Annotated in this window: 26 protein-coding genes and 1 riboswitch; of the genes, 13 read left to right on the top strand and 13 right to left on the bottom strand. The window is 72.1% G+C overall.

What is annotated here, in order from left to right:
* Positions 1-25 precede the first annotated feature (25 nt).
* Positions 26-1015: a malate dehydrogenase gene (locus ACFC0Z_RS26970; protein WP_376442940.1), complete on the top strand. Its 990-nt coding sequence runs from the start codon at positions 26-28 to the stop codon at positions 1013-1015.
* Between the two features lie 123 nt (positions 1016-1138).
* Here the strand turns inward: ACFC0Z_RS26970 and ACFC0Z_RS26965 are convergent, their stop codons facing one another.
* The gene (locus tag ACFC0Z_RS26965) at positions 1139-1888 is read right to left on the bottom strand and encodes an isocitrate lyase/phosphoenolpyruvate mutase family protein (RefSeq protein WP_376442938.1); all 750 of its coding nucleotides are present in this window, start codon (positions 1886-1888) and stop codon (positions 1139-1141) included.
* Complete coding sequence (locus ACFC0Z_RS26960; RefSeq protein ID WP_376442936.1) at positions 1885-2406, bottom strand: carboxymuconolactone decarboxylase family protein; 522 nt, start codon at positions 2404-2406, stop codon at positions 1885-1887. Before ACFC0Z_RS26960 ends, ACFC0Z_RS26965 begins: the two co-directional genes overlap by 4 nt.
* A 47-nt stretch (positions 2407-2453) precedes the next feature.
* Between ACFC0Z_RS26960 and ACFC0Z_RS26955 the strand changes: the two genes are divergently transcribed.
* A complete protein-coding gene (locus tag ACFC0Z_RS26955; RefSeq protein ID WP_376442933.1) occupies positions 2454-3851 on the top strand; it encodes a PLP-dependent aminotransferase family protein in 1398 nt (465 codons plus the stop codon).
* 38 nt (positions 3852-3889) lie between these two features.
* Here ACFC0Z_RS26955 and ACFC0Z_RS26950 read toward each other — a convergent pair whose 3' ends face one another.
* Positions 3890-4747 carry a hypothetical protein gene (locus tag ACFC0Z_RS26950; RefSeq protein ID WP_376442930.1) on the bottom strand — a complete coding sequence of 286 codons (858 nt, stop codon included), beginning with the start codon at positions 4745-4747 and terminating at the stop codon, positions 3890-3892.
* A gap of 123 nt (positions 4748-4870) precedes the next feature.
* Between ACFC0Z_RS26950 and ACFC0Z_RS26945 the strand changes: the two genes are divergently transcribed.
* Together ACFC0Z_RS26945 and ACFC0Z_RS26940 are read left to right on the top strand one after the other, a co-directional pair.
* Positions 4871-5197: a hypothetical protein gene (locus tag ACFC0Z_RS26945; protein ID WP_376442928.1), complete on the top strand. Its 327-nt coding sequence runs from the start codon at positions 4871-4873 to the stop codon at positions 5195-5197.
* 28 nt (positions 5198-5225) lie between these two features.
* Positions 5226-6410 carry a glutathionylspermidine synthase family protein gene (locus ACFC0Z_RS26940; RefSeq protein ID WP_376442925.1) on the top strand — a complete coding sequence of 395 codons (1185 nt, stop codon included), beginning with the start codon at positions 5226-5228 and terminating at the stop codon, positions 6408-6410.
* 7 nt (positions 6411-6417) lie between these two features.
* Here ACFC0Z_RS26940 and ACFC0Z_RS26935 read toward each other — a convergent pair whose 3' ends face one another.
* Complete coding sequence (locus tag ACFC0Z_RS26935) at positions 6418-7125, bottom strand: polysaccharide deacetylase family protein (RefSeq protein ID WP_376442923.1); 708 nt, start codon at positions 7123-7125, stop codon at positions 6418-6420.
* 92 nt (positions 7126-7217) lie between these two features.
* Positions 7218-8423, bottom strand: a complete 1206-nt coding sequence (rocD, locus tag ACFC0Z_RS26930; protein WP_376442920.1) for an ornithine--oxo-acid transaminase — start codon at positions 8421-8423, stop codon at positions 7218-7220.
* Between the two features lie 107 nt (positions 8424-8530).
* Positions 8531-8621, top strand: a riboswitch (ZMP/ZTP riboswitch).
* Positions 8622-8713: 92 nt separating this feature from the next.
* Here rocD and glyA point away from each other — a divergent pair.
* From glyA to ACFC0Z_RS26915, 3 genes are all read left to right on the top strand, one after another.
* Positions 8714-9991 (top strand): serine hydroxymethyltransferase, encoded by a 1278-nt coding sequence (gene glyA / locus ACFC0Z_RS26925; RefSeq protein ID WP_376442917.1) that lies wholly within the window; start codon positions 8714-8716, stop codon positions 9989-9991.
* Positions 9992-10114: 123 nt separating this feature from the next.
* The gene (gene trpS, locus ACFC0Z_RS26920; protein WP_376442915.1) at positions 10115-11128 is read left to right on the top strand and encodes a tryptophan--tRNA ligase; all 1014 of its coding nucleotides are present in this window, start codon (positions 10115-10117) and stop codon (positions 11126-11128) included.
* Positions 11129-11226: 98 nt separating this feature from the next.
* Positions 11227-11814 (top strand): 2'-5' RNA ligase family protein, encoded by a 588-nt coding sequence (locus tag ACFC0Z_RS26915; protein ID WP_376442912.1) that lies wholly within the window; start codon positions 11227-11229, stop codon positions 11812-11814.
* Between the two features lie 3 nt (positions 11815-11817).
* Here the strand turns inward: ACFC0Z_RS26915 and ACFC0Z_RS26910 are convergent, their stop codons facing one another.
* On the bottom strand, positions 11818-12630 hold the full coding sequence (locus ACFC0Z_RS26910) for an SDR family NAD(P)-dependent oxidoreductase (RefSeq protein ID WP_376443141.1): 813 nt from the start codon (positions 12628-12630) through the stop codon (positions 11818-11820).
* Between the two features lie 176 nt (positions 12631-12806).
* On the opposite strand from ACFC0Z_RS26910, the gene ACFC0Z_RS26905 reads away from it, so the two are divergent.
* Entirely contained in the window at positions 12807-13754 is a 948-nt protein-coding gene (locus tag ACFC0Z_RS26905; protein WP_376442909.1) for a YihY/virulence factor BrkB family protein, read from the top strand.
* Here the strand turns inward: ACFC0Z_RS26905 and ACFC0Z_RS26900 are convergent.
* A complete protein-coding gene (locus ACFC0Z_RS26900) occupies positions 13645-14988 on the bottom strand; it encodes a D-alanyl-D-alanine carboxypeptidase family protein (protein ID WP_376442906.1) in 1344 nt (447 codons plus the stop codon). The two genes, ACFC0Z_RS26905 and ACFC0Z_RS26900, sit on opposite strands and share 110 nt — an antisense overlap.
* A 109-nt stretch (positions 14989-15097) precedes the next feature.
* Here ACFC0Z_RS26900 and ACFC0Z_RS26895 point away from each other — a divergent pair, with 109 nt between their 5' ends.
* The 3 genes from ACFC0Z_RS26895 (at position 15098) to ACFC0Z_RS26885 (ending at position 18394) form a co-directional block, all read left to right on the top strand.
* Positions 15098-15352, top strand: a complete 255-nt coding sequence (locus ACFC0Z_RS26895) for an SCO4848 family membrane protein (protein ID WP_376442903.1) — start codon at positions 15098-15100, stop codon at positions 15350-15352.
* Between the two features lie 20 nt (positions 15353-15372).
* The gene (locus ACFC0Z_RS26890) at positions 15373-16647 is read left to right on the top strand and encodes a metallophosphoesterase (protein ID WP_376442900.1); all 1275 of its coding nucleotides are present in this window, start codon (positions 15373-15375) and stop codon (positions 16645-16647) included.
* 193 nt (positions 16648-16840) lie between these two features.
* Positions 16841-18394: an ABC transporter substrate-binding protein gene (locus ACFC0Z_RS26885; RefSeq protein WP_376442897.1), complete on the top strand. Its 1554-nt coding sequence runs from the start codon at positions 16841-16843 to the stop codon at positions 18392-18394.
* Positions 18395-18443: 49 nt separating this feature from the next.
* Here ACFC0Z_RS26885 and ACFC0Z_RS26880 read toward each other — a convergent pair whose 3' ends face one another.
* The 3 genes from ACFC0Z_RS26880 to ACFC0Z_RS26870 are packed head-to-tail and all read right to left on the bottom strand — an operon-like array spanning position 18444 to position 20055.
* Positions 18444-19193, bottom strand: coding sequence for a TetR/AcrR family transcriptional regulator (locus ACFC0Z_RS26880; protein ID WP_376442894.1), 750 nt, complete (start codon positions 19191-19193; stop codon positions 18444-18446).
* Positions 19194-19203: 10 nt separating this feature from the next.
* Positions 19204-19608 carry a thiol-disulfide oxidoreductase DCC family protein gene (locus tag ACFC0Z_RS26875; protein ID WP_376442892.1) on the bottom strand — a complete coding sequence of 135 codons (405 nt, stop codon included), beginning with the start codon at positions 19606-19608 and terminating at the stop codon, positions 19204-19206.
* A 12-nt stretch (positions 19609-19620) separates the two neighbouring features.
* The gene (locus ACFC0Z_RS26870; protein ID WP_376442889.1) at positions 19621-20055 is read right to left on the bottom strand and encodes a hypothetical protein; all 435 of its coding nucleotides are present in this window, start codon (positions 20053-20055) and stop codon (positions 19621-19623) included.
* A gap of 157 nt (positions 20056-20212) precedes the next feature.
* On the opposite strand from ACFC0Z_RS26870, the gene ACFC0Z_RS26865 reads away from it, so the two are divergent.
* On the top strand, positions 20213-20986 hold the full coding sequence (locus ACFC0Z_RS26865; RefSeq protein WP_376442887.1) for an alpha/beta fold hydrolase: 774 nt from the start codon (positions 20213-20215) through the stop codon (positions 20984-20986).
* Here the strand turns inward: ACFC0Z_RS26865 and ACFC0Z_RS26860 are convergent.
* Complete coding sequence (locus ACFC0Z_RS26860) at positions 20983-22230, bottom strand: MFS transporter (protein WP_376442885.1); 1248 nt, start codon at positions 22228-22230, stop codon at positions 20983-20985. The two genes, ACFC0Z_RS26865 and ACFC0Z_RS26860, sit on opposite strands and share 4 nt — an antisense overlap.
* A gap of 87 nt (positions 22231-22317) precedes the next feature.
* Between ACFC0Z_RS26860 and ACFC0Z_RS26855 the strand changes: the two genes are divergently transcribed.
* On the top strand, positions 22318-22851 hold the full coding sequence (locus ACFC0Z_RS26855) for a MarR family winged helix-turn-helix transcriptional regulator (RefSeq protein WP_376442883.1): 534 nt from the start codon (positions 22318-22320) through the stop codon (positions 22849-22851).
* Between the two features lie 156 nt (positions 22852-23007).
* Here the strand turns inward: ACFC0Z_RS26855 and ACFC0Z_RS26850 are convergent, their stop codons facing one another.
* Both ACFC0Z_RS26850 and sdhA read right to left on the bottom strand, forming a co-directional pair.
* Positions 23008-23766: a succinate dehydrogenase iron-sulfur subunit gene (locus ACFC0Z_RS26850; protein ID WP_376442880.1), complete on the bottom strand. Its 759-nt coding sequence runs from the start codon at positions 23764-23766 to the stop codon at positions 23008-23010.
* On the bottom strand, positions 23766-25520 hold the full coding sequence (gene sdhA, locus ACFC0Z_RS26845) for a succinate dehydrogenase flavoprotein subunit (protein ID WP_376442878.1): 1755 nt from the start codon (positions 25518-25520) through the stop codon (positions 23766-23768). The genes ACFC0Z_RS26850 and sdhA overlap by 1 nt, the downstream gene beginning before the upstream one ends.
* Between the last annotated feature and the right edge of the window lie 8 nt (positions 25521-25528).

Raw genomic sequence — 25528 nt, 5'->3', positions numbered from 1 at the left:
CGCCAGCTGTCTTACGGAGATCGCCATGACCCGCACTCCCGTGAATGTCACCGTGACCGGCGCGGCCGGCCAGATCGGCTACGCGCTGCTCTTCCGCATCGCCTCCGGCCACCTGCTCGGCGCGGACGTGCCGGTCAAGCTTCGCCTCCTGGAGATCCCGCAGGGCGTCAAGGCCGCCGAGGGCACCGCCATGGAGCTCGACGACTGCGCCTTCCCGCTGCTCAAGGGCATCGACATCTTCGACAACCCGAACCAGGGCTTCGAGGGTGCCAACATCGGTCTGCTCGTGGGCGCCCGCCCGCGCGGCCCGGGCATGGAGCGCGGCGACCTGCTCGCCGCCAACGGCGGCATCTTCAAGCCGCAGGGTGAGGCCATCGCCGCCCACGCCGCGGACGACGTCAAGATCCTCGTCGTCGGCAACCCGGCGAACACCAACGCCCTGATCGCCCAGTCGGCCGCCAAGGGCGTCCCGGCCGAGCGCTTCACCGCGATGACCCGCCTGGACCACAACCGCGCGCTGACCCAGCTGGCGCAGAAGACCGGCTCCTCGGTCACGGACATCAAGCGCCTCACCATCTGGGGCAACCACTCCGCGACCCAGTACCCGGACATCTTCCACGCGGAGATCGCCGGCAAGAACGCCGCCGACGTCGTCAACGACGAGGCGTGGCTGGCCGACACCTTCATCCCGACCGTCGCCAAGCGCGGCGCCGCGATCATCGACGCCCGTGGCGCGTCCTCCGCCGCCTCCGCCGCGAACGCCGCCATCGACCACGTCCACACGTGGGTCAACGGCACCGCCGAGGGCGACTGGACCTCCATGGGTGTCCCGTCGGACGGCTCCTACGGCGTCCCGGAGGGCCTGATCTCCTCCTTCCCCGTCACCTGCAAGGACGGCAAGTACGAGATCGTCCAGGGTCTGGAGATCAACGACTTCTCCCGCTCCCGCATCGACGCCTCCGTCAAGGAGCTGTCGGAGGAGCGCGACGCGGTCCGCGAGCTCGGCCTCATCTGAGCCGTGGCCTGACCCGCCCCGCATCACTCGGCACCCCCGGACCGTACGACCGACCGTACGGACCGGGGGTGCCGTTCTTTCGTGCGGCACCGGGCCGCTCGGCCGTGCCCGTACCCGTACCGCTCAGGCGTCGAGCGTGCCCGCCGACCCCAGCCGCGCCGCGAGGGCCGCGACCTCGGTACGCGCGCGCGTGAGCAGCCCTTCGCCGAAGGTGATCCGGGTGGCGCCCAGGCTCCCGAGTTCCGCGAAGGACGGGCCGCCGGGGACGGCGAGCGCGTTGACCGGCAGGTCGCCGAGCGCGGCCCGCAGGGCGGGCAGGTCGGCCGCCGGGGCGAGGATCGGGTAGACGCAGTCCGCGCCCGCCTCCGCGTACCGCAGGGAGCGGGCCACCGTCGCCTCGAACGGCTCCGGGGCCTTCCTGAGATACGTGTCCACGCGCGCGTTGACGAAGAGTCCGGGCCCCGCCGCCGCCCGTACCGCCGCGAGGTACTCCGCGAACTCCTCCGGGTCCCCGAGCCCGTTCCGCCGGTCGCTGTCCTCCAGGTTGACGCCGACCGCGCCCGACTCCCGTACGCGCTCCACGAACTCGGCCGCGGGGAGGCCGTAGCCGCCCTCCAGGTCCGCCGTGACGGGGACGGAGACGGACCGGACGATCCGCTCGACCGCGGCGAACATCTCTCCGGGCGGGGTGGCCCCGTCCTCGTACCCGAGGGAGAGCGCGATCCCGGCGCTCGGCGTCGCCAGTGCCGGGAAACCGGCCTCCTCGAAGGCGCGGGCGCTCATCGCGTCCCACGGCCCCGGCAGGACGAGCGGGCCGCCGGCGGCGGGCCGGTCGCGGTGGAGGGCCCGCAGGGCCTCCGAAGCGGCGGTCACAGGGACTTCGGCGTGTAGTGGCCGGGCACCATGCGGGTCGTCACGGCGATGCGGTTCCAGGAGTTGATGGTGATGATCGCGGCGATGACCTTGGCGAGCTCGGCCTCGTCGAAGTGCTCGGCGGCCTTCGCGTACACCGCGTCGGGGACGAAGCCGTCGGTGAGGACGGTGACGGCCTCGGTCAGCTCGATCGCGGCGAGCTCCCGCTCGGTGTAGAAGTGCCGGGACTCCTCCCAGGCGCCGAGCTGCACGATCCGCTGGACGGTCTCCCCGTCGGCGAGCGCGTCCTTCGTGTGCATGTCGAGGCAGAAGGCGCAGTGGTTGAGCTGCGAGGCCCGGATCTTGATCAGGTGGTAGAGGGTCGGGTCGACGCCCTTCGCGGCGGCCCGCTCCAGGCCGAGCATCGCCCGGTAGAACTCGGGGGCCAGCTCGGCCATGGCCAGGCGGGGCGTGTGGGCGGGGGCGTAGGGGTGGACGTGTCCCTGTGCGGGTGTCCCGGCGTTCTCCGTGATCGTCATGCGTCCCACCGTACGGGCGCGGTGGCACGGGGCTAAGGTCCATTTCCATGGAGATGGACTGGGCCACTTTCGGTTCCGACCTGCACCTGGAGCTGCGCGGGACGCGGCTGCGGGCGGGCCTCGTGGACGCCCTGCGGGAGGCCGTCCGCGGCGGGCGGCTCGGGCCCGGCACCCGGCTGCCGTCCTCCCGCTCGCTCGCCGCCGACCTCGGCATGGCCCGCAACACCGTCGCCGACGCGTACGCCGAGCTGGTCGCCGAGGGCTGGCTGACCGCCCGGCAGGGCTCCGGCACCCGGGTCGCCGAACGGCGCCCCGCGCCCCCGCCCCGTCCGGTCCGCGCGCCCGGTCCGCCGGCGCCCCGCCCCGTCCACGACCTCACGGCGGGCACGCCCGACCTCGCCTCCTTCCCGCGCGCCGAGTGGCTCAAGGCGTACCGCAAGGCGCTCGCCGATGCCCCGAACGAGGCCTTCGGGTACGGCGATCCGCGCGGCCGCGTCGAACTGCGCACCGCGCTCGCCGAGTACCTCGCCCGTGCGCGGGGCGTGCACGCCCGGCCCGAACGGATCGTGGTCTGCTCGGGCTTCGTCCACGGCCTGCGGCTGATGGGGGAGGTGCTGCGGAGCAGGGGCGTCCGGGACGTGGCGGTCGAGTCGTACGGCCTCGACGTCCACGCGAACCTCCTGACCCGCGCCGGACTGGGCATCCCCGCCCTGCCCTTCGACGAACGCGGTACGCGCGTCGAGGAACTGACGACGGAGCCCGGGGTGTACGGGAAGGCCGGCGCCGTCCTGATGACGGCGGCGCACCAGTTCCCGCTGGGCGGCGCGCTGCCCCCGGACCGGCGGGCGGCCGTCGTCGACTGGGCGCGCGGGGCGGGCGGGTTCGTCCTGGAGGACGACTACGACGGCGAGTTCCGCTACGACCGGCAGCGGGTGGGCGCCCTCCAGGGCCTCGACCCCGACCGGGTCGTCTACCTCGGCACCGCCAGCAAGTCCCTGGCGCCCGCGCTGCGCCTCGGGTGGGCGGTGGTGCCGGAGGGGCTCGTGGGGGAGGTGGTGGCGGCGAAGGAGGCGCCGAGCGCGCTGGACCAGCTGGCGTTCGCGCGGTTCCTGGAATCGGGGGCGTACGACCGGCACGTACGGGCCATGCGGCTGCGCTACCGGCGGCGCCGCGACCAGCTGGTCGCGGCGGTGGCCGCGCACTCGCCCCGCACGCGGGTCAGCGGCATCGCGGCCGGCCTCCACGCGGTCCTCACCCTCCCGCCCGGCACCGGACAGGACGTCCTGCGCGCGGCGGCCTGGCACGGCCTCGCCGTCCGCGGCCTCGGCGCCTTCCGCCGCCCCACGACCCCGCCGACCCTCGACGGCCTGGTCGTCGGCTACGGCACCCCGCCGGACAGCGCCTGGCAGAACGCCCTGACGACCCTGTGCCGCGTACTCCCGTAGCGGGGACGGGCTCGGCCCGGTTCGGAGGCCGGGTTCGGCTACCCCGTGGGGGACGGGGACGGCGCCGAGGTCGGACTCTCCGGGGGCCCGCTCTCCGGAGGTTCGCCGAAGCGGGCCAGGGTCAGCGAACCCGCCACGGCCACCGCGAAGCCCGTGACGGCGAGCCAGCCGAGGCCCTCGCGGGTGGTGTCGCCGAGCCAGACCACGCCGATCAGCGCCGGGCCGATCGTCTCGCCGAGCACCATGCCGGCCGTGGCCGTCGTCACGGAGCCGCGCTGGAGTGCCGAGGTCAGCAGGGCGAAGGCCGCGCAGCCGCCGAGCGGGAGCGCGTACCAGACGGGGTCGGTCAGGTCGAAGCCGTCGATGAGCCGGACCGCCACCTCCACCACCCCGAAGCCGAAGCCGGCCCCGAGGCCCAGGACCAGCGCGCGCGGCTTCTCCGGCAGCCGGCCCCCGGCCACGCCGAGCAGCAGCACCCCGCCGGCCGCCGCGAGCAGCGCCCAGGGCAGCCAGTCGGGTCCTGGCTCGCTCCCCTCCTCGCCCGAGGCGAGCGCCAGCATCCCGAGCCCCGCGCACACCACCGCCACGGCCGCCCACTCCACCCGGCTCAGCCGCACCCGCAGCAGCCGGGAGGCGACGACCGCCGTCACCGCCAGGCTCGCGGCGAGCGCCGCGCCCACCACGTAGATGGGCAGCGTCCGCAGCGCCACGATCTGGAGGCCGAACCCCAGAACGTCCAGGCCGAGACCGGCGAGATACCGCCACTGCCGCAGCGCCCGCCACAACAGGGCGACGTCGACGCCGCCACCCGTCCCCGGCTCGGCCGCGCGCGCGGCCATCGCCTGGAGCACCGAGGCCGCACCGAAGCAGACAGCCGAACCGAGCGCACAAATCATCCCCAAGAGCACGAAAGGACTCTAGGGCGTGGGGCCGAAAACCACCGGCCTACACTGTGCGGTCGCGACTGTGGCGACTGTCGTGGCCACGGCGGACACGGTCGCGAAGGGGAGGGGACTGACATGCGCAGGCTGAGGTCGAGCACGGTGGTGCTCGGCGGTATGGGCGTGCTCGCCGCGACGATCACCGCGTGCGGCGCGGAGCCGGACCAGCGGTGCGCGGACCGGGTGACCCGCGAGCTGCTGTCGGGGTACGAGTGCGACGGCGGCAGCGGCAGCGCCACCGGTTCGACCCACAGCGCGGCGTACTACTACGGCGGCAGGGTCGAGAGCGGCATGCTGCCCGGCCGGAACGCCCAGGCGAGCATGGTGACCGGCGGCAGCTTCGACAAGTCGGCCGTCGACACCGGCGGCTTCGGCTGTTCGAGCTCCGGCTCCGGCGGCGGCTGACCGGACGGGCGCAGGCAGGAAGCGCACCATGGAACGGCACACCATCGAGCCCCGCCCGGGCTGGCAGGAGACGGTCGAGGAGCAGGGGCTCGTCTACCCCCTGACCCGCTACCCGGACGGTTCCCTGCGCCCGTACTGGGACGAGTCCGCGTACTACTCCTTCTCGCTCCCCGAGGTCGAGGCCCTGGAGGAGGTCGTCGAGGAGCTGCACGCGCTGTGCCTCGCCGCCGCCGCGCACATCGTCGAGGAGAACCGGTTCGCCGACCTCGGCATCACCGACCCGCGGATCGTCGCCCGCGTCGCCGAGTCCTGGCACCGCCGCGCCGAGCTCCCCTCCCTCTACGGCCGCTTCGACCTGCGCTACGACGGCACGGGCCCGGCCAAGATGCTGGAGTACAACGCCGACACCCCGACCTCCCTGGTGGAGGCCGCGAGCCCGCAGTGGTTCTGGATGGAGGAACGGTTCCCCGGCGCCGACCAGTGGAACTCCCTCCACGAGCGGCTCGTCGACGCCTGGAAGCGCCAGGCGCACCTGCTGCCGCCCGGCCCGGTCCACTTCGCCCACTCGGAGGCCGACGAGCTCGGCGAGGACCTGATGACGGTCGCGTACTTGCGCGAGACCGCCCAGCAGGCCGGGCTCGACACGGAGGCGCTGTCCGTCGAGCGGATCGGCTGGGACCGGCTCTCGGGCCGGTTCGTCGACGAGCGGCTCCGCTTCGTGCGCAGCTGCTTCAAGCTCTACCCGTGGGAGTGGCTGGTCACCGACCGCTTCGGCCCGCACGTCCTCGACACCCTCGACAACGGCGGCGGCACCGGCACCACCTGCTGGATCGAGCCCGCCTGGAAGATGCTCCTCTCCAACAAGGCGCTGCTCGCGATCCTGTGGGAGCTCAACCCGGGCCACCCGAACCTGCTCCCCGCCTACCTCGACGGCCCGCGCGAGCTCGCCTCGACGACGGGCTGGGTCGCCAAGCCGCTGCTCGGCCGTGAGGGCGCGGGCGTCACGCTGCACGAGGCCGGTACGGAGCCGTTCGTCCGGGACGGGGAGGCCTGCTGCTACCAGGAGCTGGCCCCGCTGCCCGACTTCGACGGCAACCGGGTGGTGCTCGGCGCGTGGGTCGTCGAGGACGAGGCGGCGGGGCTCGGCATCCGGGAGTCGGCGGGGCTCGTCACCGACGAGTACGCCCGCTTCCTCCCGCACGTGATCCTGTAGGCGGCGGCTACTCGGAGACGTAGTCCCGCAGCGGCGCCGGCTTCAGACCGGCCGCCTCGGCCAGGTCCAGGGCCCGCTTCAGGTCCTGCGTCACCGTCTCGTTGAAGTGCAGCAGGATGATGTCGCCGGCCTTGAGCTGCGGGCTCGGCGGCGTCCACTGCCCCCAGGTCGTCAGGTCGTACGTCCACGTGACCAGCGCCTTCGCCCCGCACTGCCGGGCGGTGGTGCGGGTCGCCTCGTTGAACGTGCCGTACGGCGGCCGGAGCAGCCGCGGTCCGTCGCCGAACTGCGCGAGGTGCTGGTCGCGCGCCCCGCACACCTCCGCCTTCTGCCCGGCCGCGTCGAGCGTGGTCAGGTCCGGGTGGTTGACGGTGTGGTTCTCGACGCGCGAGGGGCCCTGGTTCAGCAGGGAGTGGAAGTAGCCGGAGTCGTACGAGTACGCGCCCGGGAGCAGGAACAGCGAGGCGGGCACCCGGCGGTCGAGCAGCAGCTTCGCCGCCGCCGGGTCGTGGTTCCAGCCGTCGTCGATGGTGATGAAGACGACGGGGGCGGTGGTCTCGACGTGGGAGACCACCGGGACGGGCTCGGGCCAGGCCGCCGCGGGGGCGGAGTGCGCGGGGCCCGCGAACGCGCCGAGCAGCGCGAGCGGGACGAGGGCGGCGAGCGCGGCACGCAGGGTGTGACGCGGTGCGTGGCGCAGACGGAGTCTCGACATGGCCCGCATCATTGGCCTAGACCAACTGCCCTGTCAATGGCCCCCTTTGAGCCCGTACGGCCCCGCCGGCCGCCCCCGTCAACCGGACCCGGCTACTCCGCCAGCACCCCCCTCAACTGCTCAAGGCCCCAGTCCAGGTCCTCCTTGCCGATCACCAGCGGCGGCGCGATCCGGATCGTCGACCCGTGCGTGTCCTTCACCAGGACACCCCGCTCCATGAGCCGCTCCGAGATCTCCCGGCCCGTCCCGCGCGACGGCGCGATGTCCACCCCGGCCCACAGGCCGCGCCCGCGCACCGCCTCCACCGCCCCGCCGCCGACGAGCAGCCGCAGCTCCGCGTGCAGGTGCTCGCCGAGCTCGGCGGCCCGCTCCTGGTACTCGCCGGTCCGCAGCATCGCGATGACCTCCAGGGCCACCGCGCAGGCCAGCGGGTTCCCGCCGAAGGTCGAGCCGTGCTCGCCCGGCCGGAACACCCCGAGCACCTCGCGGTCGGCGACCACCGCCGACACCGGCACGACCCCGCCGCCCAGCGCCTTCCCCAGGATGTACACGTCCGGCACCACGCCCTCGTGCTCGCACGCGAACGTCCGCCCCGTCCGGCCCAGACCCGACTGGATCTCGTCCGCCATGAACAGGACGTTCCGCCGCCGCGTCAGCTCCCGCACCCCGGCCAGATATCCGGCCGGCGGGACCAGGACCCCCGCCTCGCCCTGGATCGGTTCGAGCAGCACCGCCACCGTGTTCTCGGTGACCGCCGCGTCGAGCGCCGTCAGATCCCCGTACGGGACGATCTCGAAGCCCGGCGTGTACGGACCGAAGTGGTCACGGGCCTCGTGGTCCGTCGAGAAGCTGACGATCGTCGTCGTCCGGCCGTGGAAGTTGTTCCCCGCGACCACGATCTTCGCGTGCCCGTCCGGCACGCCCTTCACCTCGTACCCCCACTTGCGGGCGGTCTTCACGGCCGTCTCGACCGCCTCCGCCCCCGTGTTCATCGGCAGCACCGCCTCCTTCCCGCACAACTCCGCGAGCCGCGTGCAGAACTCGGCGAAGCGGTCGTGGTGGAAGGCGCGGGAGGTCAGCGTCACCCGCTCCAGCTGCGCCTTCGCGGCCTCGATCAGCCGCCGGTTGCCGTGGCCGAAGTTGAGCGCCGAGTAGCCGGCGAGCATGTCGAGGTAGCGGCGCCCCTCGACATCGGTCATCCAGGCCCCGTCCGCCGAGGCGACGACGACCGGGAGGGGGTGGTAGTTGTGCGCGCTGTGCGCGTCCGCGGCAGCGATCGCGTCTTCTGTCCTCGACACGGGATCTCCGTTCGTCCTGCGGCCAGGGCCTGGGTGTGGCCCCCTTCTTATCGTCGCTCGGATGCCGGACAGGGAAACCTCCCCGACGGCGCGCCCGCTACTGTGGAAACACGCACGGCGACTGGCGTACGGGGAAGCGACCCCGGGGGAGCCGTGCGCGCTCCGTCACACGAGGTGCCGCCCGCCTGGGCATCACGGGCCCAAGAGATCCACGGTCCCGTGCGCACCTCAGCTCCGGGACCGCGTCCGCGACAGGATCCGCATCCGCCGAACGCCCGGAGGACGTCACCATGACCACCCCGCAGCCCCCGCAGCAGCATCCCGCGCTGTCCGCCGCCGACCCCGAGATCGCCGCGCTCGTCGGCGCCGAGGAGCGGCTCCAGGGCGAGACCCTCCGTCTCATCCCCAGCGAGAACTACGTCTCCGCCGCCGTCCTCGAAGCCTCCGGGACGGTCCTCCAGAACAAGTACAGCGAGGGCTACCCCGGCCGCCGCTACTACGAGGGCCAGCAGAACATCGACGAGGTCGAGACCCTCGCGATCGAGCGTGCCAAGGCCCTCTTCGGCGTCGACCACGCCAACGTCCAGCCCTACTCCGGCTCCCCGGCCAACCTCGCCGTCTACCTCGCCTTCGCCGAGCCCGGCGACACCGTCATGGGCATGTCCCTGCCGATGGGCGGCCACCTCACCCACGGCTGGGGCGTCTCCGCGACCGGCAAGTGGTTCCGCGGCGTCCAGTACGGCGTACGCCAGGACACGGGGCTGATCGACTTCGACGAGGTCCGCGAGCTCACCCTCAAGGAGCGCCCGAAGGTGATCTTCTGCGGCGGCACCGCCCTGCCCCGGACGATCGACTTCGCCGCCTTCGGCGAGATCGCCCGCGAGGCCGGCGCCGTGCTCGTCGCCGACATCGCCCACATCGCCGGCCTGATCGCCGGCGGCGCCCACCCCTCCCCGGTCGGGCACGTGGACGTGATCTCCACGACCACCCACAAGACCCTGCGCGGCCCGCGCGGCGCCATGCTCATGTCCACCGAGGAGCACGCCAAGGCCCTCGACAAGGCCGTCTTCCCCGGTCTCCAGGGCGGCCCGCACAACCAGACCACCGCCGCCATCGCCGTCGCCCTGCGCGAAGCCGCCCAGCCGTCCTTCCGTACGTACGCGCACGAGGTCGTCGCCAACGCCAAGGCCCTGGCCGAGGCCCTCCTAGCCCGCGGCTTCGACCTGGTCTCCGGCGGCACCGACAACCACCTGATCCTCATGGACCTCACGCCCAAGCAGGTCCCCGGCAAGATCGCCGCGAAGGCCCTCGACCGGGCCGGGATCGTCGTCAACTACAACACCGTCCCCTACGACCCCCGGAAGCCCTTCGACCCCTCCGGCGTCCGCATCGGCACCCCGTCGCTCACCTCGCGCGGTCTCGGTACGGAGCACATGCCGCTGGTCGCGGAGTGGATCGACCGTGGTGTCGCCGCGGCCGGCACGGGCGACGAGGCCGCGCTCGACGCGGTCCGCGCGGAGGTCGCGGAGCTGATGGCCGCGTACCCGGCGCCGGGCCTGCCCGCCTGACCTCCGCCGGGCCCGCCCGCCCGACCTCCGCCGGGCCCGCCCGCCCGACACGTCACGAACGGAAGCCCCGGGTCCGCGCCGCCCGGGGCTTTCCCGTCCGTCACACCTGAGACAATGATGTGCATGGCCTCTGAGAATCCCCGCGTGCTCTCCGGAATCCAGCCCACCGCAGGCTCGTTCCACCTCGGCAACTACCTCGGCGCCGTTCGCCAGTGGGTGGCTCTCCAGGAGACCCACGACGCCTTCTACTCGGTCGTCGACCTGCACGCCATCACGGTTCCGCAGGACCCCGCCGAGCTCCGCGCCAACACCCGGCTCGCCGCCGCCCAGCTGCTCGCGGCCGGTCTCGACCCGGACCGCTGCACGCTCTTCGTCCAGAGCCACGTCCCCGAGCACGCCCAGCTCGGCTGGGTCATGAACTGTCTCACCGGCTTCGGCGAGGCCTCCCGCATGACCCAGTTCAAGGACAAGTCCGCCAAGCAGGGCTCCGACCGCGCCACCGTCGGCCTCTTCACGTACCCGATCCTCCAGGTCGCGGACATCCTGCTCTACCAGGCGAACCAGGTCCCGGTCGGCGAGGACCAGCGTCAGCACATCGAGCTGACCCGCGACCTCGCGGAGCGCTTCAACGGCCGCTTCGGCGACACGTTCACGCTCCCCTCGCCGTACATCCTGAAGGAGACGGCGAAGATCTACGACCTCCAGGACCCGACGAGCAAGATGAGCAAGTCGGCGCCCTCGCCGAAGGGCCTCGTCAACCTCCTGGACGACCCGAAGACCACCGCCAAGAAGGTCAAGAGCGCCGTCACCGACACCGACACGGTGATCCGCTTCGACCCGGAGAACAAGGCCGGCGTCTCCAACCTGCTCACCATCATGTCCACGCTCACCGGCACGTCCGTCGAGGACCTGGTGAAGAGCTACGAGGGCAAGATGTACGGCGCCCTGAAGACCGACCTCGCCGAGGTCGTCGTGGACTTCGTCACGCCGTTCCGGGCCCGCACCCAGGAATACCTGGACGACCCGGAGACGCTGGACAACATCCTGGCCAAGGGAGCGGAGAAGGCCCGCGCGGTCGCGGCGGAGACGCTGGCGCAGACCTACGAGCGGATCGGGTTCCTTCCCGCGAAGCACTGAGTCCTAGGGCCCTGGCCACGAGGGTGGTGCAGGACGCACACTGGCGACTGCACCACCGCACACCATTCGACGGACGACGGACGACGGAGGAGAACGACGTGGGGACCGTAACGCTCGGCGTTTCGATCGCGGTCCCGGAGCCCTACGGCAGCCTGCTCCAGGAGCGGCGCGCGGGCTTCGGGGATCCCGCCGCGCACGGCATCCCGACCCACGTCACCCTCGTACCGCCGACCGAGGTCGACGAGGAGCGGCTCCCCGAGATCGAGGCGCACCTCGCCGGGGTCGCCGCCGATCACGACCCGTTCCCCGTACGCCTCCAGGGGACGGGCACCTTCCGCCCGCTCTCCCCGGTCGTCTTCGTGAAGCTCGCGGAGGGCGTCCCGTCCTGCAACCGGCTCCAGCAGGAGATCCGCGACGAGACGGGGCCGCTCGCCCGCGAGCTGCAGTTCCCGTACCACCCGCACGTCACCGTGGCCCACGCCATCTCCGAGGAGGGCATGGACCGGGCGTACGAGGAGCTCGCCGGGTACGAGGCGGCCTGGACCTGCGGTTCCTTCGCGCTGTACGAGCAGGGGCCCGACGGCGTGTGGCGGAAGCTGTACGACTACGAGTTCGGCAGTGGCCGCCCGATCTCCGCCGTCCCCACGCAGGGCGGGACCCCGGTCACCACCCGGCCCGGCTGCTGACGGTCACACCGGCAGCAGCCGGAACAGCGGCCTCGGCACGTGCCGTACCGCCGTCATCACCACCCGCAGCGCCCCCGGCACCCACACGGTCTCCGAGCGCCGCCGCAGCCCCAGCTCGATCGCCGTCGCGACGGCCTCCGGCGTCGTCGACAGCCGTGCGTCCGTCAGCCCGGCACCGGCCCGCCGCCCGTCCGCCCGGCCGGGGGACGCGAGCCGCGCGTCCAGGCGCCGGCCGTCCGTCCTGCGCGAGCGCACGACCCCGGGGCGTACGACCATGACGCGCGCCCCCGTGCCGTGCAGCGCGTCCCCGAGCCCCTGGGCGAAGACGTCGAGCCCCGCCTTCGACGAGCCGTAGATGAAGTCCGCGCGCCGGGCCCGCTCGCCCGCCACCGAGGACAGCACCACCAGCGAACCGTGCCCCTGCGCCTGGAGCGCGCCCGCGCACACGAGACCGGACGAGACCGCGCCCGTGTAGTTGGTCTGGGCGACCCGCACGGCGGCGACCGGGTCGGACTCGTCGCGCGCCTGGTCGCCGAGGACCCCGAAGGCGAGCAGGACCATGTCGACGGGGCCCTCGGCGAAGATCTTGCCGAGCCGCTCCTCGTGGGTGTCGGTGTCGAGCGCGTCGAAGGGGACGGTGTGGACCTCCGCGCCGAGCACGCGCAGCGACTCCGCGGCGGCGGCCAGCGCGGGGGAGGGCCGGCCGGCCAGCCAGACCGTGCGGCAGCGGCGGGCGATCAGCCGGCGGGCGGTGGCGAGCCCGATCTCGGAGGTGCCGCCGAGGACGAGCAGGGACCGAGGGGTGGCGTCCGTCATCGTGTGGGTGACCGTCATGGAGGTGACCGTATAGCCGTATCTGTCGCTTATGCCGCATTGTCGGGCGGTTCGCCGATGCGGGCGCCCGGAATGTCGCTCACCGCCCCGGGTACGAGGCCGGGAGATTCTCGTACCAGCACACCCGCGCCGGCGACACCGAGGAGTACGCGCACGACATGGACTGGCTGACGAAGCTCCCCGTCATCGGCCCGCTGGCCACCCGCCTCATGCGGACCCATGCCTGGCGCTCGTACGAGACCCTCGACGCGGTCCACTGGAGCAGGCTCGCCGCCGCGATCACCTTCCTCTCCTTCCTCGCCCTCTTCCCGCTGATCACCGTCGCCGCCGCGATCGGCGCCGCGCTCCTCACCACCGAGCAGCTCGACAAGATCGAGAACAAGATCGCCGACCAGGTCCCCGGCATCTCCGACCAGCTCGACATCGACGGACTCGTCGCCAACGCCGGCACCGTCGGACTCATCGCCGGCGCGATCCTCCTCGTCACCGGCATCGGCTGGATCGGCTCCATGCGGGACTGCCTGCGCGCCGTCTGGGGCCTCGACGACACCGACGAGGGCAACCCCTTCGTCCGCAAGGGCAAGGACACCCTCGTCCTCCTCGGCCTCGGCGGGGTCGCCCTCGCCTCGCTCGCCGCGTCCTGGCTCGGCTCCACCGCCGTCGGCTGGACCGCCGACCGCCTCGGCATCTCCGGCGACGGCACGGCCGGGCACTACCTCCTCGAAGCGGCCGCCATCCTCGTCGCCGTCCTCGCCGACTTCCTCATGCTGGCCTACCTCCTGACGCTGCTTCCCGGCGTCACCCCGCCCCGCCGCCGGCTCGTCGTCGCCGCGCTCATCGGCGCGGTCGGCTTCGAGCTCCTGAAGCTGCTGCTCGGCGGCTACATGAAGGGGGTCGCGTCGAAGTCGATGTACGGGGCGTTCGGCACCCCGGTCGCCCTCCTGCTCTGGATCAACTTCACCGCGAAACTGCTGCTGTTCTGCGCGGCCTGGACGGCTACGGGGTCCCGTCCTTCGGAGGAGTCCCCGTCGGAGGAGCCTCCGTCGAAGGAGTCCCCGACGGACGACGACGCCCCGCGGCCCCGCCCAGCGGCCACCGACGATTGACGAGGAACACGGCACCGGCGAGGAGCACCAGCACCCCGCCCGCCACGCCCAGGGCGATCCCGACCCCGCCGGAGCGCTGCTCGGCGGCGACCGGATCGGCCGAGGCGCCGGGCGCCTCCTTGCCGGGGGCGGGCGCGGTCCCGCCGTCCGTGTTCCCCGTCCCCGCGCTCGTCCCCGTGCTCGCCCCCGCGCTCGTCCCCGTGCGGGCCGTCGTGGGCGGCACCAGCTCACCGACCGGTGTCACCTTCCCGGCCGCCGCGAACCCCCAGTCGAGCAGCCGGGTCGTCTCCTTGTAGACGGCGTGCTGCTCCTTCGACGACGGGTTCATGACGGTGACGAGCAGCACCTTGCCGTTGCGCTCGGCGACTCCCGTGAAGGTCGACCCGGCGTGCGTGGTGTTGCCGTTCTTCACCCCGGCGATGCCCTGGTACGGGGCGACGCCGAGGTCGCCGGTCAGGAGCCGGTTGGTGTTCTGGATCTCGAAGGTCTCGCGCTTCTTGCCCGGCTTCTGCTCGCCGGGGAAGGCGGCGCGGGACGTGGCGGCGTACTCCCGGAAGTCCGGCTTCGTCATGCCGTTGCGGGCGATGAGTGTCAGGTCGTACGCGGACGAGACCTGGCCCGGGGCGTCGTACCCGTCCGGCGAGACCACGTGCGTGTCGAGCGCCTGGAGCTCGGCCGCGTGCTCGTTCATGTCCTTCACGGTCTGCGGGACGCCGTTGTTCATCGCCGACAGGACGTGCACGGCGTCGTTGCCCGACCGCAGGAAGACGCCGAGCCACAGGTCGTGGACGCTGTAGCTCTGCTTCTCCTTGATGCCCACGAGGCTCGAACCGGAGCCGAGCCCCGCCAGGTCCTGCGGGGCGACCAGGTGGTTCTGCGTCCGGGGGAACTTCGGCAGCAGGGTGTCCGCGAAGAGCATCTTCAGCGTCGACGCGGGCGCCAGCCGCCAGTGCGCGTTGTGCGCGGCGAGCACCTGCCCGTTCTCCGCGTCCGCCACGATCCAGGACCGCGCCGACAGCTCCTTCGGCAGCACCGGCGCCCCGGGCCCCAGCCGCACCTGCGTCCCGGGCTTCCCGAGCAGCGCACCGCCGACGGTGGACATGATCGCGGGCGGCTTGGGCTGCTTCTCCTTCTCGTCCTTCTTCCCGTCCGCGTGCGCGGCGGGCGCGGAGACGAGAAGCGGCAGAAGCACCCCAGCGGCGACCGCCCAGGCGGCCTTCTTCGATACAGACACGACCGAGAACGTACCGCCCCGACCTGAGGATCCGAACCCCGCAGGGCGGTACGTCCGCCCTCGTCCACCCGGAAGCGGGGGCCGGGAGGCGGACGGCGATACTGGGGCCATGAAGCTCAGCCGCCGCGTCTCCTGGTTCCTGCTCGCTTTCGGGGTGTGGAGCTGGTTCATCTGGATCACTTTCGTCAAGAACCTCTGGAACGACGGGAGCGGCCTCGCGTTCGACGACGCGGGTGACCCGACCCCCTACTTCTGGGTGCACCTGCTGCTCGCCGTGACCTCCTTTGTTCTGGGGACGGCGATCGGGGTGCTCGGGTTCCGCGGGGTGCGTGCGGGGCGGAGCGAGAACGGTCACAGTTCGTAGACAACGAGGGGGGTTCGTTCGTGATCGTCTATCTGGTGGTCCCGCTGGTGCTGGGGCTGTTCGGAGGCGTCCACTGGTACGTGTGGCGGCGGCTCGTGCGGGATGTGACCGTCCCGGGCGGGGCGGCGCGGAAGGCGGGGACGGCGGCCGTCGTCCTGCTGCCGCTGCTGTCGCTCGCCGCGATGTCCACCGGGTGGCTGGGGGCGCCGTTCTGGCTGGAGCGGGCCGTGGCCTGGCCGGGGTACCTGTGGCTTCCCGTGCTGCTGTACCTGGTCCTGGCGCTGCTCGTGGGAGAGGCCCTGCGGCCCCTGCTGCGGAAGGCGCTGGAGCGGCGGGCCCCGGTCGAGGCGCCCGCGCCCGCCCCGGCGGCCGTGCCCGTGACCGTACCGGCGGCGCCGCCCTCTGACGTCGACGAGCCGGCTGCTCCTGCCGCTCCTGCCGCCCCGGTTTCCGACGGTGCGGGAGGCGTCTCCCGGCGCCTCTTCGTCTCGCGGGTCGTCGGCGGGTCCGCCGCCGCCGTCGCGGTCGGGACCGTGGGGTACGGGACGTACGGCGTGCTGCGCGGGCCCACGATCAAGCGGGTGACCGTGCCGCTGGCCAAGGTGCCGCGGGCCGCGCACGGGTACCGGATCGCCGTCGTGTCCGACATCCACCTCGGGCCGATCCTGGGGCGGGGGCACAGCCAGCGGATCGTGGACGCCATCAACTCCACGCAGCCCGACCTGATCGCCGTCGTCGGCGACCTGGTGGACGGGAGCGTGGCGGATCTCGGGTCCGCCGCCGAGCCGCTCGCGCAGCTGCGGGCCCGGCACGGTTCCTTCTTCGTGACCGGGAACCACGAGTACTTCTCCGGGGCCGACGCCTGGGTCGACCACGTGCGGGAGCTCGGGCTGAGGCCGCTGCGCAACGAGCGGGTGGAGATCGCGGCCGGCTTCGACCTCGCCGGTGTCGACGACGTCGCGGGGGAGAAGACGGGGCAGGGCCCCGACTTCGTGCGCGCGCTCGGCGACCGGGACCGGTCCCGCGCCTCCGTGCTCCTCGCGCACCAGCCGGTCGTCATCCACGACGCCGTACGCCACGGGGTGGACCTCCAGCTCTCCGGCCACACCCACGGCGGCCAGCTCTGGCCGGGCAACTACCTCGCCGAGCTCGCCAACCCGACGGTCGCCGGTCTGGAGCGGTACGGGGACACGCAGCTGTACGTCTCGCGAGGCGCGGGCGCCTGGGGACCCCCGGTCCGGGTCGGCGCGCCCTCGGACATCACCATCGTCGAACTCGCCTCGAAACAGGCGTAATCGGGAATCGTCACTCCCCGCGCCGAGGTCGATACGTGCTGCTCATCGGCTTAAATTCTCATATCCCGGACATATACCTGCGGTGTGAAAGTTTTTCCTTCCACTTGTGAAATCCGTGTGATTGGCTGACGCGAAAGCGGCGTTTTCGGGGGGCGTCGTGCCTGGGGTGGTACGAAAAAAAGGAAGCACGGCAATGCGGTCGACGGTCCGTCTGCGGATCCTCATCACTTGTGGAGTACTGGTGGCGGCCGGAGTCGGAGGCTGGCAACTCCTGCCCTCCGACGACGCGCGGAAGGACGCGATCAACGTCGGCACGACCGACGAGGTCACCTCGCTCGACCCGGCCGGCGCCTACGACGCCGGCTCCTGGGCGATGTACAGCAACGTCTTCCAGTCGCTGCTGACCTTCAAGCCGGGCTTCACGAGCCCCGTGCCGGACGCCGCCGAGAGCTGCGACTTCGTCGGCAGCAGGCTCACCACGTACAAGTGCACCCTGCGCGGCGACCTCACGTTCGCCAACGGGCGGAAGATCTCGGCCGAGGACGTCAAGTACTCCTTCGACCGGATGCTGAAGATCAAGTCGGAGGTCGGCCCGCAGCCGCTCTTCCCGACGCTGAAGAGCGTGGTGGCCGAGGGCCGCACCGTCACCTTCCAGCTGAGCGGCCGCGACGCGACCTTCCCGCTGAAGCTCGCCACGGGCGCGGGTTCGATCGTCGACAAGGACCAGTACCCGGCCGACAGGCTGCGCGGCGACCTGGCCGTGGACGGCTCAGGGCCGTACGTCCTCAAGGAGTACAAGCCGGGCGAGTCCGCGCTCCTGGAGCCCAACCCGGCGTACAAGGGTGCCGTCACCAAGGCCGGCGGCCCGGTCCTCGTGAAGTACTACGGCCAGTCCGAGGAGCTCGCCGCCGCGTGGAAGGCGGGGGACGTCCAGGTCACGCACCGGCAGATGCCGCCGACCTTCCTCTCGACGCTGGAGACCGAGGGCGGCACCCGCCTCACGGAGTCGGAGAGCGCGGAGATCCGCAACCTCAACTTCAACGTGCGGTCCGGCTCGCCGATGGCGAAGAAGGCCGTGCGGCGGGCCGTGGCCGCGATCATCGACCGGCCGGAGATCAGCGCCCGCGCCTACAAGGACACGGTCGAGCCGCTGTACTCGCTCATCCCGCAGGGCTTCGTCGGGCACAACACCGCGTTCTACGACGAGAACCCGGGCCCGAGCGCGAAGAAGGCGAAGGGGCTGCTGAAGGACGCGGGCGTGCAGTGGCCGGTGGAGTTCACCTTCGGCTTCCGCAAGGACGCGACCTACGCCGCCGAGGCCGCCGAGATCAAGCGGCAGCTGGAGGACAGCGGCCTCTTCAAGGTGAAGGTCGTCGAGGCCGACTGGAAGAGCTTCCAGAAGGGGTACGCGCGCGGCGACTACGACGCGTACACCGTGGGCTGGCTCCCCGACTTCCCCGACTCCGACAGTTTCACCGCGCCGCTCGTCGGCACGGAGAACACCCTGCACAACGGTTTCTCCAGCGCGAAGATCGACCGGCTGGTCACCTCGACGCAGCAGTACAGCGACCGCTCGCGGGCGACCGGCGACTTCAAGGCGATCCAGGCCGAGGTCGCGGACGAGGTCCCGCTCGTGCCGCTCTGGCAGAAGAAGGACTACGTCCTGTCGACGGAGACGGTCGGCGGCTCGCAGTACCTCTCCGACGGCACCGGCATCTGGCGCCTGTGGGAGCTGAACTGGATCTAGACCGCGAGGTCTGACCGCGAGGTCTGACAGCGGGGTCTGGTCGCGAGGTCTAATCCTGCGGCTTCGGGGTGGCTCGCTTGGGCTTCCCCGAGGCCGCCATTCCGGCCGCCGTCGGCATGAAGTCGGCGAGCAGTTCGTGCGTCTCCTTGACCAGCGGGCGCAGGATCCGGAAGCGGGAGAGCGAGATCGCGCGGGCGGTGACCGGCGCGAGCCGCTCGACGAGCCGCCGGCTGTTCGCCGTGTTCTCCGAGCGGTCGTACACCCAGAACAGCACCAGGCCCATCTGCTGGAGCCAGAGGAGCTGGGGGAGGGCCTCGGTGAGCTCCGGGTCGACCTTGACCGAGGCGCCGGCGATGACCCGCCGGTGGACCTCGATGGCGGCCTCGCGGGGGCCCTCCGACTCCGGCGAGAACGGGCTGAGGGGGCTGTCGGGGTCGGCGGCGTTCTTGAAGAACTGGGCCGCGAACTCGTGGTACGGCTCCGCGATGTCGAGCCAGCCGAGGAGGACGCCCTTGATACGGGCTGTCAGGTCCTTCTCGTCGCCCGTCAGGAGGGACTCGACGGCCGCCTGGTGCTCCTGGGCGATCCGGTCGTAGAAGCCCTGGACGAGGTGCTCCTTGGAGGAGAAGTAGTAGTACGCGTTGCCGACGGAGACCCCGGCCTCCTGGGCGATGGCCCGCATGGTCGTCTTGTCGTAACCGCGCTCCTTGAACAGGCGGAGCGCGGTTTCGAGGATGAGCGTGCGGGTCTGCTCGCTCTTCGGGGCCTTCTTCTCTTCGGCCTTCTTCTCTTCCGTCACGGGGCCGAGCCTAGTCGGGCGGGGCGGGCGCCTCGCAGCGCCCGTCCTCGCAGGCCGGGCCCTTGAGGGCCTCGCGCCACTTCGCGGCGGCGAGGACCGTGACCCGGGCGAAGGGCCGGCCGGCGGGCGTGGCCAGCCAGTGGGCCCTGGGCCGGTGGTCGGCCAGCGCCCAGAGGCAGACGATCCAGGCGTCGGTCTCCCGGTAGACCTGCCCCCGGTCCCCGACCACGGTGATCTCCCGCAGGGTCGCGGCGTGGTCGAGGGCGGGGAAGCGGCGCCTGGCCTCCTGCGACCCGGCCGGGACCAGGTCGAGGGGGACCAGCTGGGGCTGGCGCATCAGCCAGTGCCTGAGGTGCGCGCAGAGCGGGCACTCGGCGTCGTAGAGCACGGTCAGGTGGCTCACCGGTGTCGCCATGACGCCGGACTCTCAGGCCTGGGGCGCGGGCGGGGCCCAGGGGCCGCCCTTGCCTGCGGGGGTCCAGCCCTGGGGGCGGACCGGCGGGGTCTGCTCGCGCTCCATCACGCTGCGGCGACGGATCTTGTTGAGCACGTACACGTTGCCCAGGTGCATCACACCGAGGACGAGCAGGACGACTCCGAGCTTGACGGAGAGGGCCTCGAAGAGCGCGCGGGCGTCGAGGACGGCGGCGTCCTGGCTCAGGTAGAGGGCGACGAAGCCGAAGTTGACGAGGTAGAAGCCGACCACGAGGAGGTGGTTGACGGCGTCCGCGAGCTTCTCGTCGCCGTGCAGCACGTCGGAGAGGAAGATCCTTCCGTTGCGGCTGAGGGTGCGCGCGACCCAGATGGTGAGCGCCACGCTGATCAGCAGGTAGACGGTGTACGCGATGACAGTGAGGTCCATGCCCCACCCTCCCTTGAACGCGTTCAAAAGCTGGTAGGCATGACTGTAGGACTGTTCTTGAACATGTTCAAGTCCCGGTTCGCGGTCGGTTCGCGGTCGGCTCGCGTCCGGTTCATATCCGGTGGCCCGCCCCCACGGGCCGAACTAGGGTCGACGGGTGACGCTCTCTCATGACCTGGCCGGTCAAGGCCCCTCCACCGTCGTCCTGCTGCACTCCGGCGTCTGCGACCGCCGCATGTGGGACGGGCAGTTCCACGCCCTCGCCGACGCGGGCCACCGCGTCGTCCGCTGCGACCTCCGCGGCTTCGGCGACACCCCCGTCGACGCCCCGCACACCCACGCCGAGGACGTCCGCGCCCTCCTCGACCACATCGGCGCCGACCGCGCCGCCGTCGTCGGCTCCTCCTTCGGCGGCGCCGTCGCCCTGGAGCTCGCCGCCCGCCACCCCGACCGCGTCACCGCGCTCGCCCTGCTCGCCCCCGCCAGCCCCTGCATGGTGCCGAGCGAGGAACTCCGCGCCTGGGGCGGCCGCGAGGACGCCCTCCTCGAAGCCGGCGACATCGACGCCGCCGTCGAGCTCAACGTCGACACCTGGCTCGGCCCCGAAGCCGACGAGGCCGCCCGTGCCCTCGTCCGGCGGATGCAGCGCCGCGCCTTCGACGTCCAGCTCGCCGCCGAGTTCGGCGCCGACGACCCCGAGGTCACCCGCGACGAACTCGCCCGGATCGCCGCCCCCGCCCTCGTCGTCGGCGGCGCCCACGACGTTCCCGACTTCCGCGCCGTCGCCGCCGACCTCGCGGAGCTCCTGCCCGCCGCCCGCCGTGTCGACCTCGACTGGGCCGGACACCTCCCCGCCCTGGAACGCCCGGACGAGACCGCCGTCCTGCTCACCGCCTTCCTCGCCGAGCTCGCCGAGGAAGCCGCCGCCTAGCGGAAGCGCCGTACCCCCGGCACGAACACCGTCGCCAGGCAGCACCCGCCGACCACCGCCGCCGCCGCGAGCAGCGGCACTTCGGGTCCCCAGGCGGCCGAGGCCAGCGGCGCCAGGGCGTAGCCCACGGGTGTGGCCGCCAGGGAGAGCAGCCAGTCGTACGAGGTGACCCGGGCCAGCGCGTGCCCGGGCACCGCCCGCTGGACGGCCGTCTCCCAGACCGGCGACAGGAACCCGAGCCCCGCCTGTGCGAGCCCGTAGGCCGCGACGGTCAGCGGCGCCGGCGCGGCGACCGCGAGCAGCACCAGCGGCAGCGCGTACGTCGCGAGCCCGAGGTTCGCCGCCAGGACCGGCCGCCGGGGCCGCGCCCGGTCGGCGAGCAGCGCCCCGAGCAGGTAGCCGACCGCGCCGACCTGGAGCAGGACGACCCAGGTCCCGCCCCCGCCGAGCCGCTCCACCGCGACCGCGGGGCCCAGGGTCATCAGGACCGCCGCGGCCCCGTTCCAGGCGCTGTGGCCGATCAGGCTCGTCCAGTACCAGTCGCGGGAGCGGACCTCCCGCCAGCCCTCCACGAGATCGGCGCGGAGCGAGCGGCGCGGGATCGGCACCCGCTTCACCCGCACCATCGCCAGGAGCGCGGCGCTCACCGCGAAGGTGACCGCGTCGAGCACGAACGCCCACCCCGGCCCCACCGTCAGCACCAGCGATCCGGCGAGCGCCGGCCCGCCGAGCCGCCCGGCGCTCGACGCCACGCCCATCGCCGCGTTGGCGCGGTCCAGCGCCTCGGCCGCGACGACCCCCTTCACCAGCGGCGACCCGGTCGGCACCGCGAAGGCTCCGGCCGCGCCGCCGACCGCCGAGGCCGCCGCGAGCACGGCCAGGCTCGGGCTGCCGCCGAGCAGCTGCACCCCCACGAGCAACTGCGTGGCGCAGCGCACGAGGTCGGTGGTGAGCGCGACCGCACGGGCGTCGAACCGGTCGCCCACGACCCCGCCCAGCGGCAGAAGGAGCAGCTTGGGGGCCATCGCGCAGCCGAGGACCAGGGCGAGCGCCCCGCTGGAGCCCGTGGCCGCGAGAACGGCGAGGGCGAGCGCGGCGGGGATCGCCGCGTCCCCCAGGAGGGAGAGCGCCCGGCCGGCGAAGAGCAGCCGGAAGGAGCGGGTGCGCAGGGGGTGGGGGACGGCGGTGGACGTGGGCGGCTTGGGGGGCTTGGGGGGCTCGTGCGTGCGGGCAGGGGATCGCATGGACCGCAGAGTATTTCGGCACCGAATAATTCGTCAACGAAATACTTTCCGGGGGGCGGTCCGGAGGTCCCGACGTACGATCAGCTCATGGCGCTCCCCGAGGACCCGCAGGCCCCCCGCGACTGGACCGACGACCACGTCGCCCGCTGGCAGCCCGTCCTGCCCGACCTCGACCCCGTCATCGAGGGCGCCGTCACCCGGATGAAGAAGCTCTCCGTCCACCTCCGCCGCGTCAGGGAACAGTCCCTCGTCGACTTCGACCTCGAACGCCACGAGTTCGACACCCTCCACAAGCTCGCCGGCCGCGGCGGCAGCGCCGCGCCCTCCGAGCTCGCCGAGGACCTCGACCTCGCCCCCGCCTCCGTCTCCGGCCGCCTCGACGCCCTGGAGAGGCGCGGCTTCGTCCGCCGCACCCCCTCCACGACCGACCGGCGCCGGGTCGTCGTCGAGCTCACCGAGGCGGGCCGTCAGACCTGGCTGGGCGCCATGGACGTCCTCGGCCACGAGGAGTACCGCCTCCTCGGCGCCCTCGCCCCCGAGGAGCGCGCCCTGCTCAACGACCTGCTCCGCCGGATCATGCTCCAGGCGGAGTCGACGGAGAACCCCGCCGGGCGCCCGTGAACGCGGAAGGGCCCCGCCTCCCCAGAGGGAGACGGGGCCCAGCCACACACCGGCGGTCGGAGGCCGCCGCAGCGGCCCGAAGTGACATGTGCGGCTTCGCCGCGCGGCCGTGAGGCGCCCCCGGCGCCGAGCGGTGCGAGGGGCGCGTCGAAAAGGCTAGAAGCGACGCGTGATCAGCGCGCGCTTCACTTCCTGGATCGCCTTCGTGATCTCGATGCCACGCGGGCACGCGTCCGTGCAGTTGAACGTCGTGCGGCAGCGCCACACGCCGTCCTTGTCGTTCAGGATCTCCAGGCGCTGCTCGCCCGCCTCGTCACGCGAGTCGAAGATGAAGCGGTGCGCGTTGACGATCGCGGCAGGACCGAAGTACTGCCCGTCGTTCCAGAAGACCGGGCAGGACGACGTGCACGCGGCGCACAGGATGCACTTGGTGGTGTCGTCGAAGCGCTCGCGGTCCTCGGCGGTCTGCAGACGCTCGCGCGTCGGCTCGTTGCCCTTGGTGACCAGGAACGGCATGACGTCCCGGTACGCCTGGAAGAAGGGCTCCATGTCGACCACGAGGTCCTTGAGCACCGTCAGGCCCTTGATGGCCTCGACCGTGATCGGCTTCTCGGGGTTGACGTCCTTGATCAGCGTCTTGCAGGCGAGCCTGTTCTTGCCGTTGATCCGCATCGCGTCCGAGCCGCAGATGCCGTGCGCGCACGACCGGCGGTACGTCAGCGTGCCGTCGACGTCCCACTTGATCTTGTTGAGGGCGTCGAGGACGCGCTCCTTCGGGTCCATCTCGATCTGGAAGTCTTCCCAGACCGAGGCGTCCGAGATCTCGGGGTTGAAGCGCCGGATGCGCATCGTGACCGTGATGTACGGGGAGGCGGCGGACTCCGCCTCGACCTTGTCCAGTACGGGGGTAGCCATCAGTACTTACGCTCCATCGGCTGGTAGCGGGTCGTCACGACCGGCTTGTAGTCGAGGCGGACGGTCTCGGAGCCGTCCTCGCCGACCTCGCGGTACGCCATGGTGTGGCGCATGAAGTTGACGTCGTCGCGGTTCGGGTAGTCCTCGCGGTAGTGACCGCCGCGGGACTCCTTGCGCGCCAGCGCCGAGACGGCCATGACCTCGGCCAGTTCGAGCAGGTTGCCCAGCTCGATGGCCTCCAGCAGGTCCGTGTTGAAGCGCTTGCCCTTGTCCTGGATGGACACGTTCTCGTAGCGCTCGCGCAGCTCGGCGATCTTCTCGACGGCCGTCTTGATGGTCTGCTCCGTGCGGAACACCATCACGTTGGCGTCCATCGTCTCCTGGAGCTCACGGCGGATGTCGGCGACCCGCTCGTGACCCGTGGAGTTGCGGAGCTTCTCGATCGTCGCGACGACGAGCGCCTCCGGGTTCTCCGGCAGCTCGACGAAGTCGGACTTCGCGGAGTACTCGGCGGCGGCGATGCCCGAGCGCTTGCCGAAGACGTTGATGTCGAGCAGCGAGTTGGTGCCGAGGCGGTTGGCGCCGTGCACCGACACGCAGGCGACCTCGCCGGCCGCGTACAGGCCCGGGACGACGGTGGTGTTGTCCGAGAGGACCTCACCCTCGACGTTCGTCGGGATGCCGCCCATGGCGTAGTGCGCGGTGGGCTGGATCGGGATCGGGTCCGTGTAGGGCTCGATGCCGAGGTAGGTGCGCGCGAACTCCGTGATGTCCGGGAGCTTGGCGTCGAGCTGCTCCGGCGGGAGGTGCGTCAGGTCCAGGTAGACGTGGTCGCCCTCGGGACCGCAGCCGCGGCCCTCGCGGATCTCCGTGTAGATGGAGCGCGAGACGACGTCACGGGACGCGAGGTCCTTCATGACCGGCGCGTACTTCTCCATGAAGCGCTCGCCGTCCTTGTTGCGGAGGATGCCGCCCTCACCGCGGGCGCCCTCCGTCAGCAGGATGCCCATGCGCCAGATGCCCGTCGGGTGGAACTGGAAGAACTCCATGTCCTCCAGGGGCAGACCGCGGCGGTAGCACGCGGCCTGGCCGTCACCGGTCAGGGTGTGGGCGTTGGAGGTCACCTTGAAGAACTTGCCGGTGCCGCCGGACGCGTAGATAACGGCCTTGGCCTGGAAGATGTGGATCTCGCCGGTGGCCAGCTCGTACGCGACGACGCCCGCGGAGTGCTTCACACCGTCGATCTCGGTGATCAGCTGGTCCAGGACGTAGAACTCGTTGAAGAACTCCACGCCCTCCTTGACGCAGTTCTGGTACAGCGTCTGGAGGATCATGTGGCCGGTGCGGTCCGCGGCGTAGCAGGACCGGCGGACCGGGGCCTCGCCGTGGCTGCGGGTGTGACCGCCGAAGCGGCGCTGGTCGATCGTCCCGTTGGGCGTCCGGTTGAACGGCAGGCCCATCTTCTCCAGGTCGAGGACGGCGTCGATGGCCTCCTTCGCCAGGATCTCGGCGGCGTCCTGGTCGACCAGGTAGTCACCACCCTTGACCGTGTCGAAGGTGTGCCACTCCCAGTTGTCCTCCTCCACGTTCGCCAGCGCGGCGGCCATGCCGCCCTGCGCCGCGCCCGTGTGGGAGCGGGTGGGGTAGAGCTTCGTCAGGACGGCGGTGCGGCTGCGCTTCGTCGACTCGATGGCGGCGCGCATGCCCGCGCCACCGGCGCCGACGATGACGGTGTCGTACTTGTGGATCTTCATGACGTGGA

This window comes from Streptomyces sp. NPDC056144, from assembly GCF_042264145.1.
In the GTDB taxonomy this organism is placed as follows: domain Bacteria; phylum Actinomycetota; class Actinomycetes; order Streptomycetales; family Streptomycetaceae; genus Streptomyces.
The sequence above is the reverse complement of the archived record's forward strand: the minus strand, read 5'-3'. Positions and strand labels throughout refer to the sequence as shown.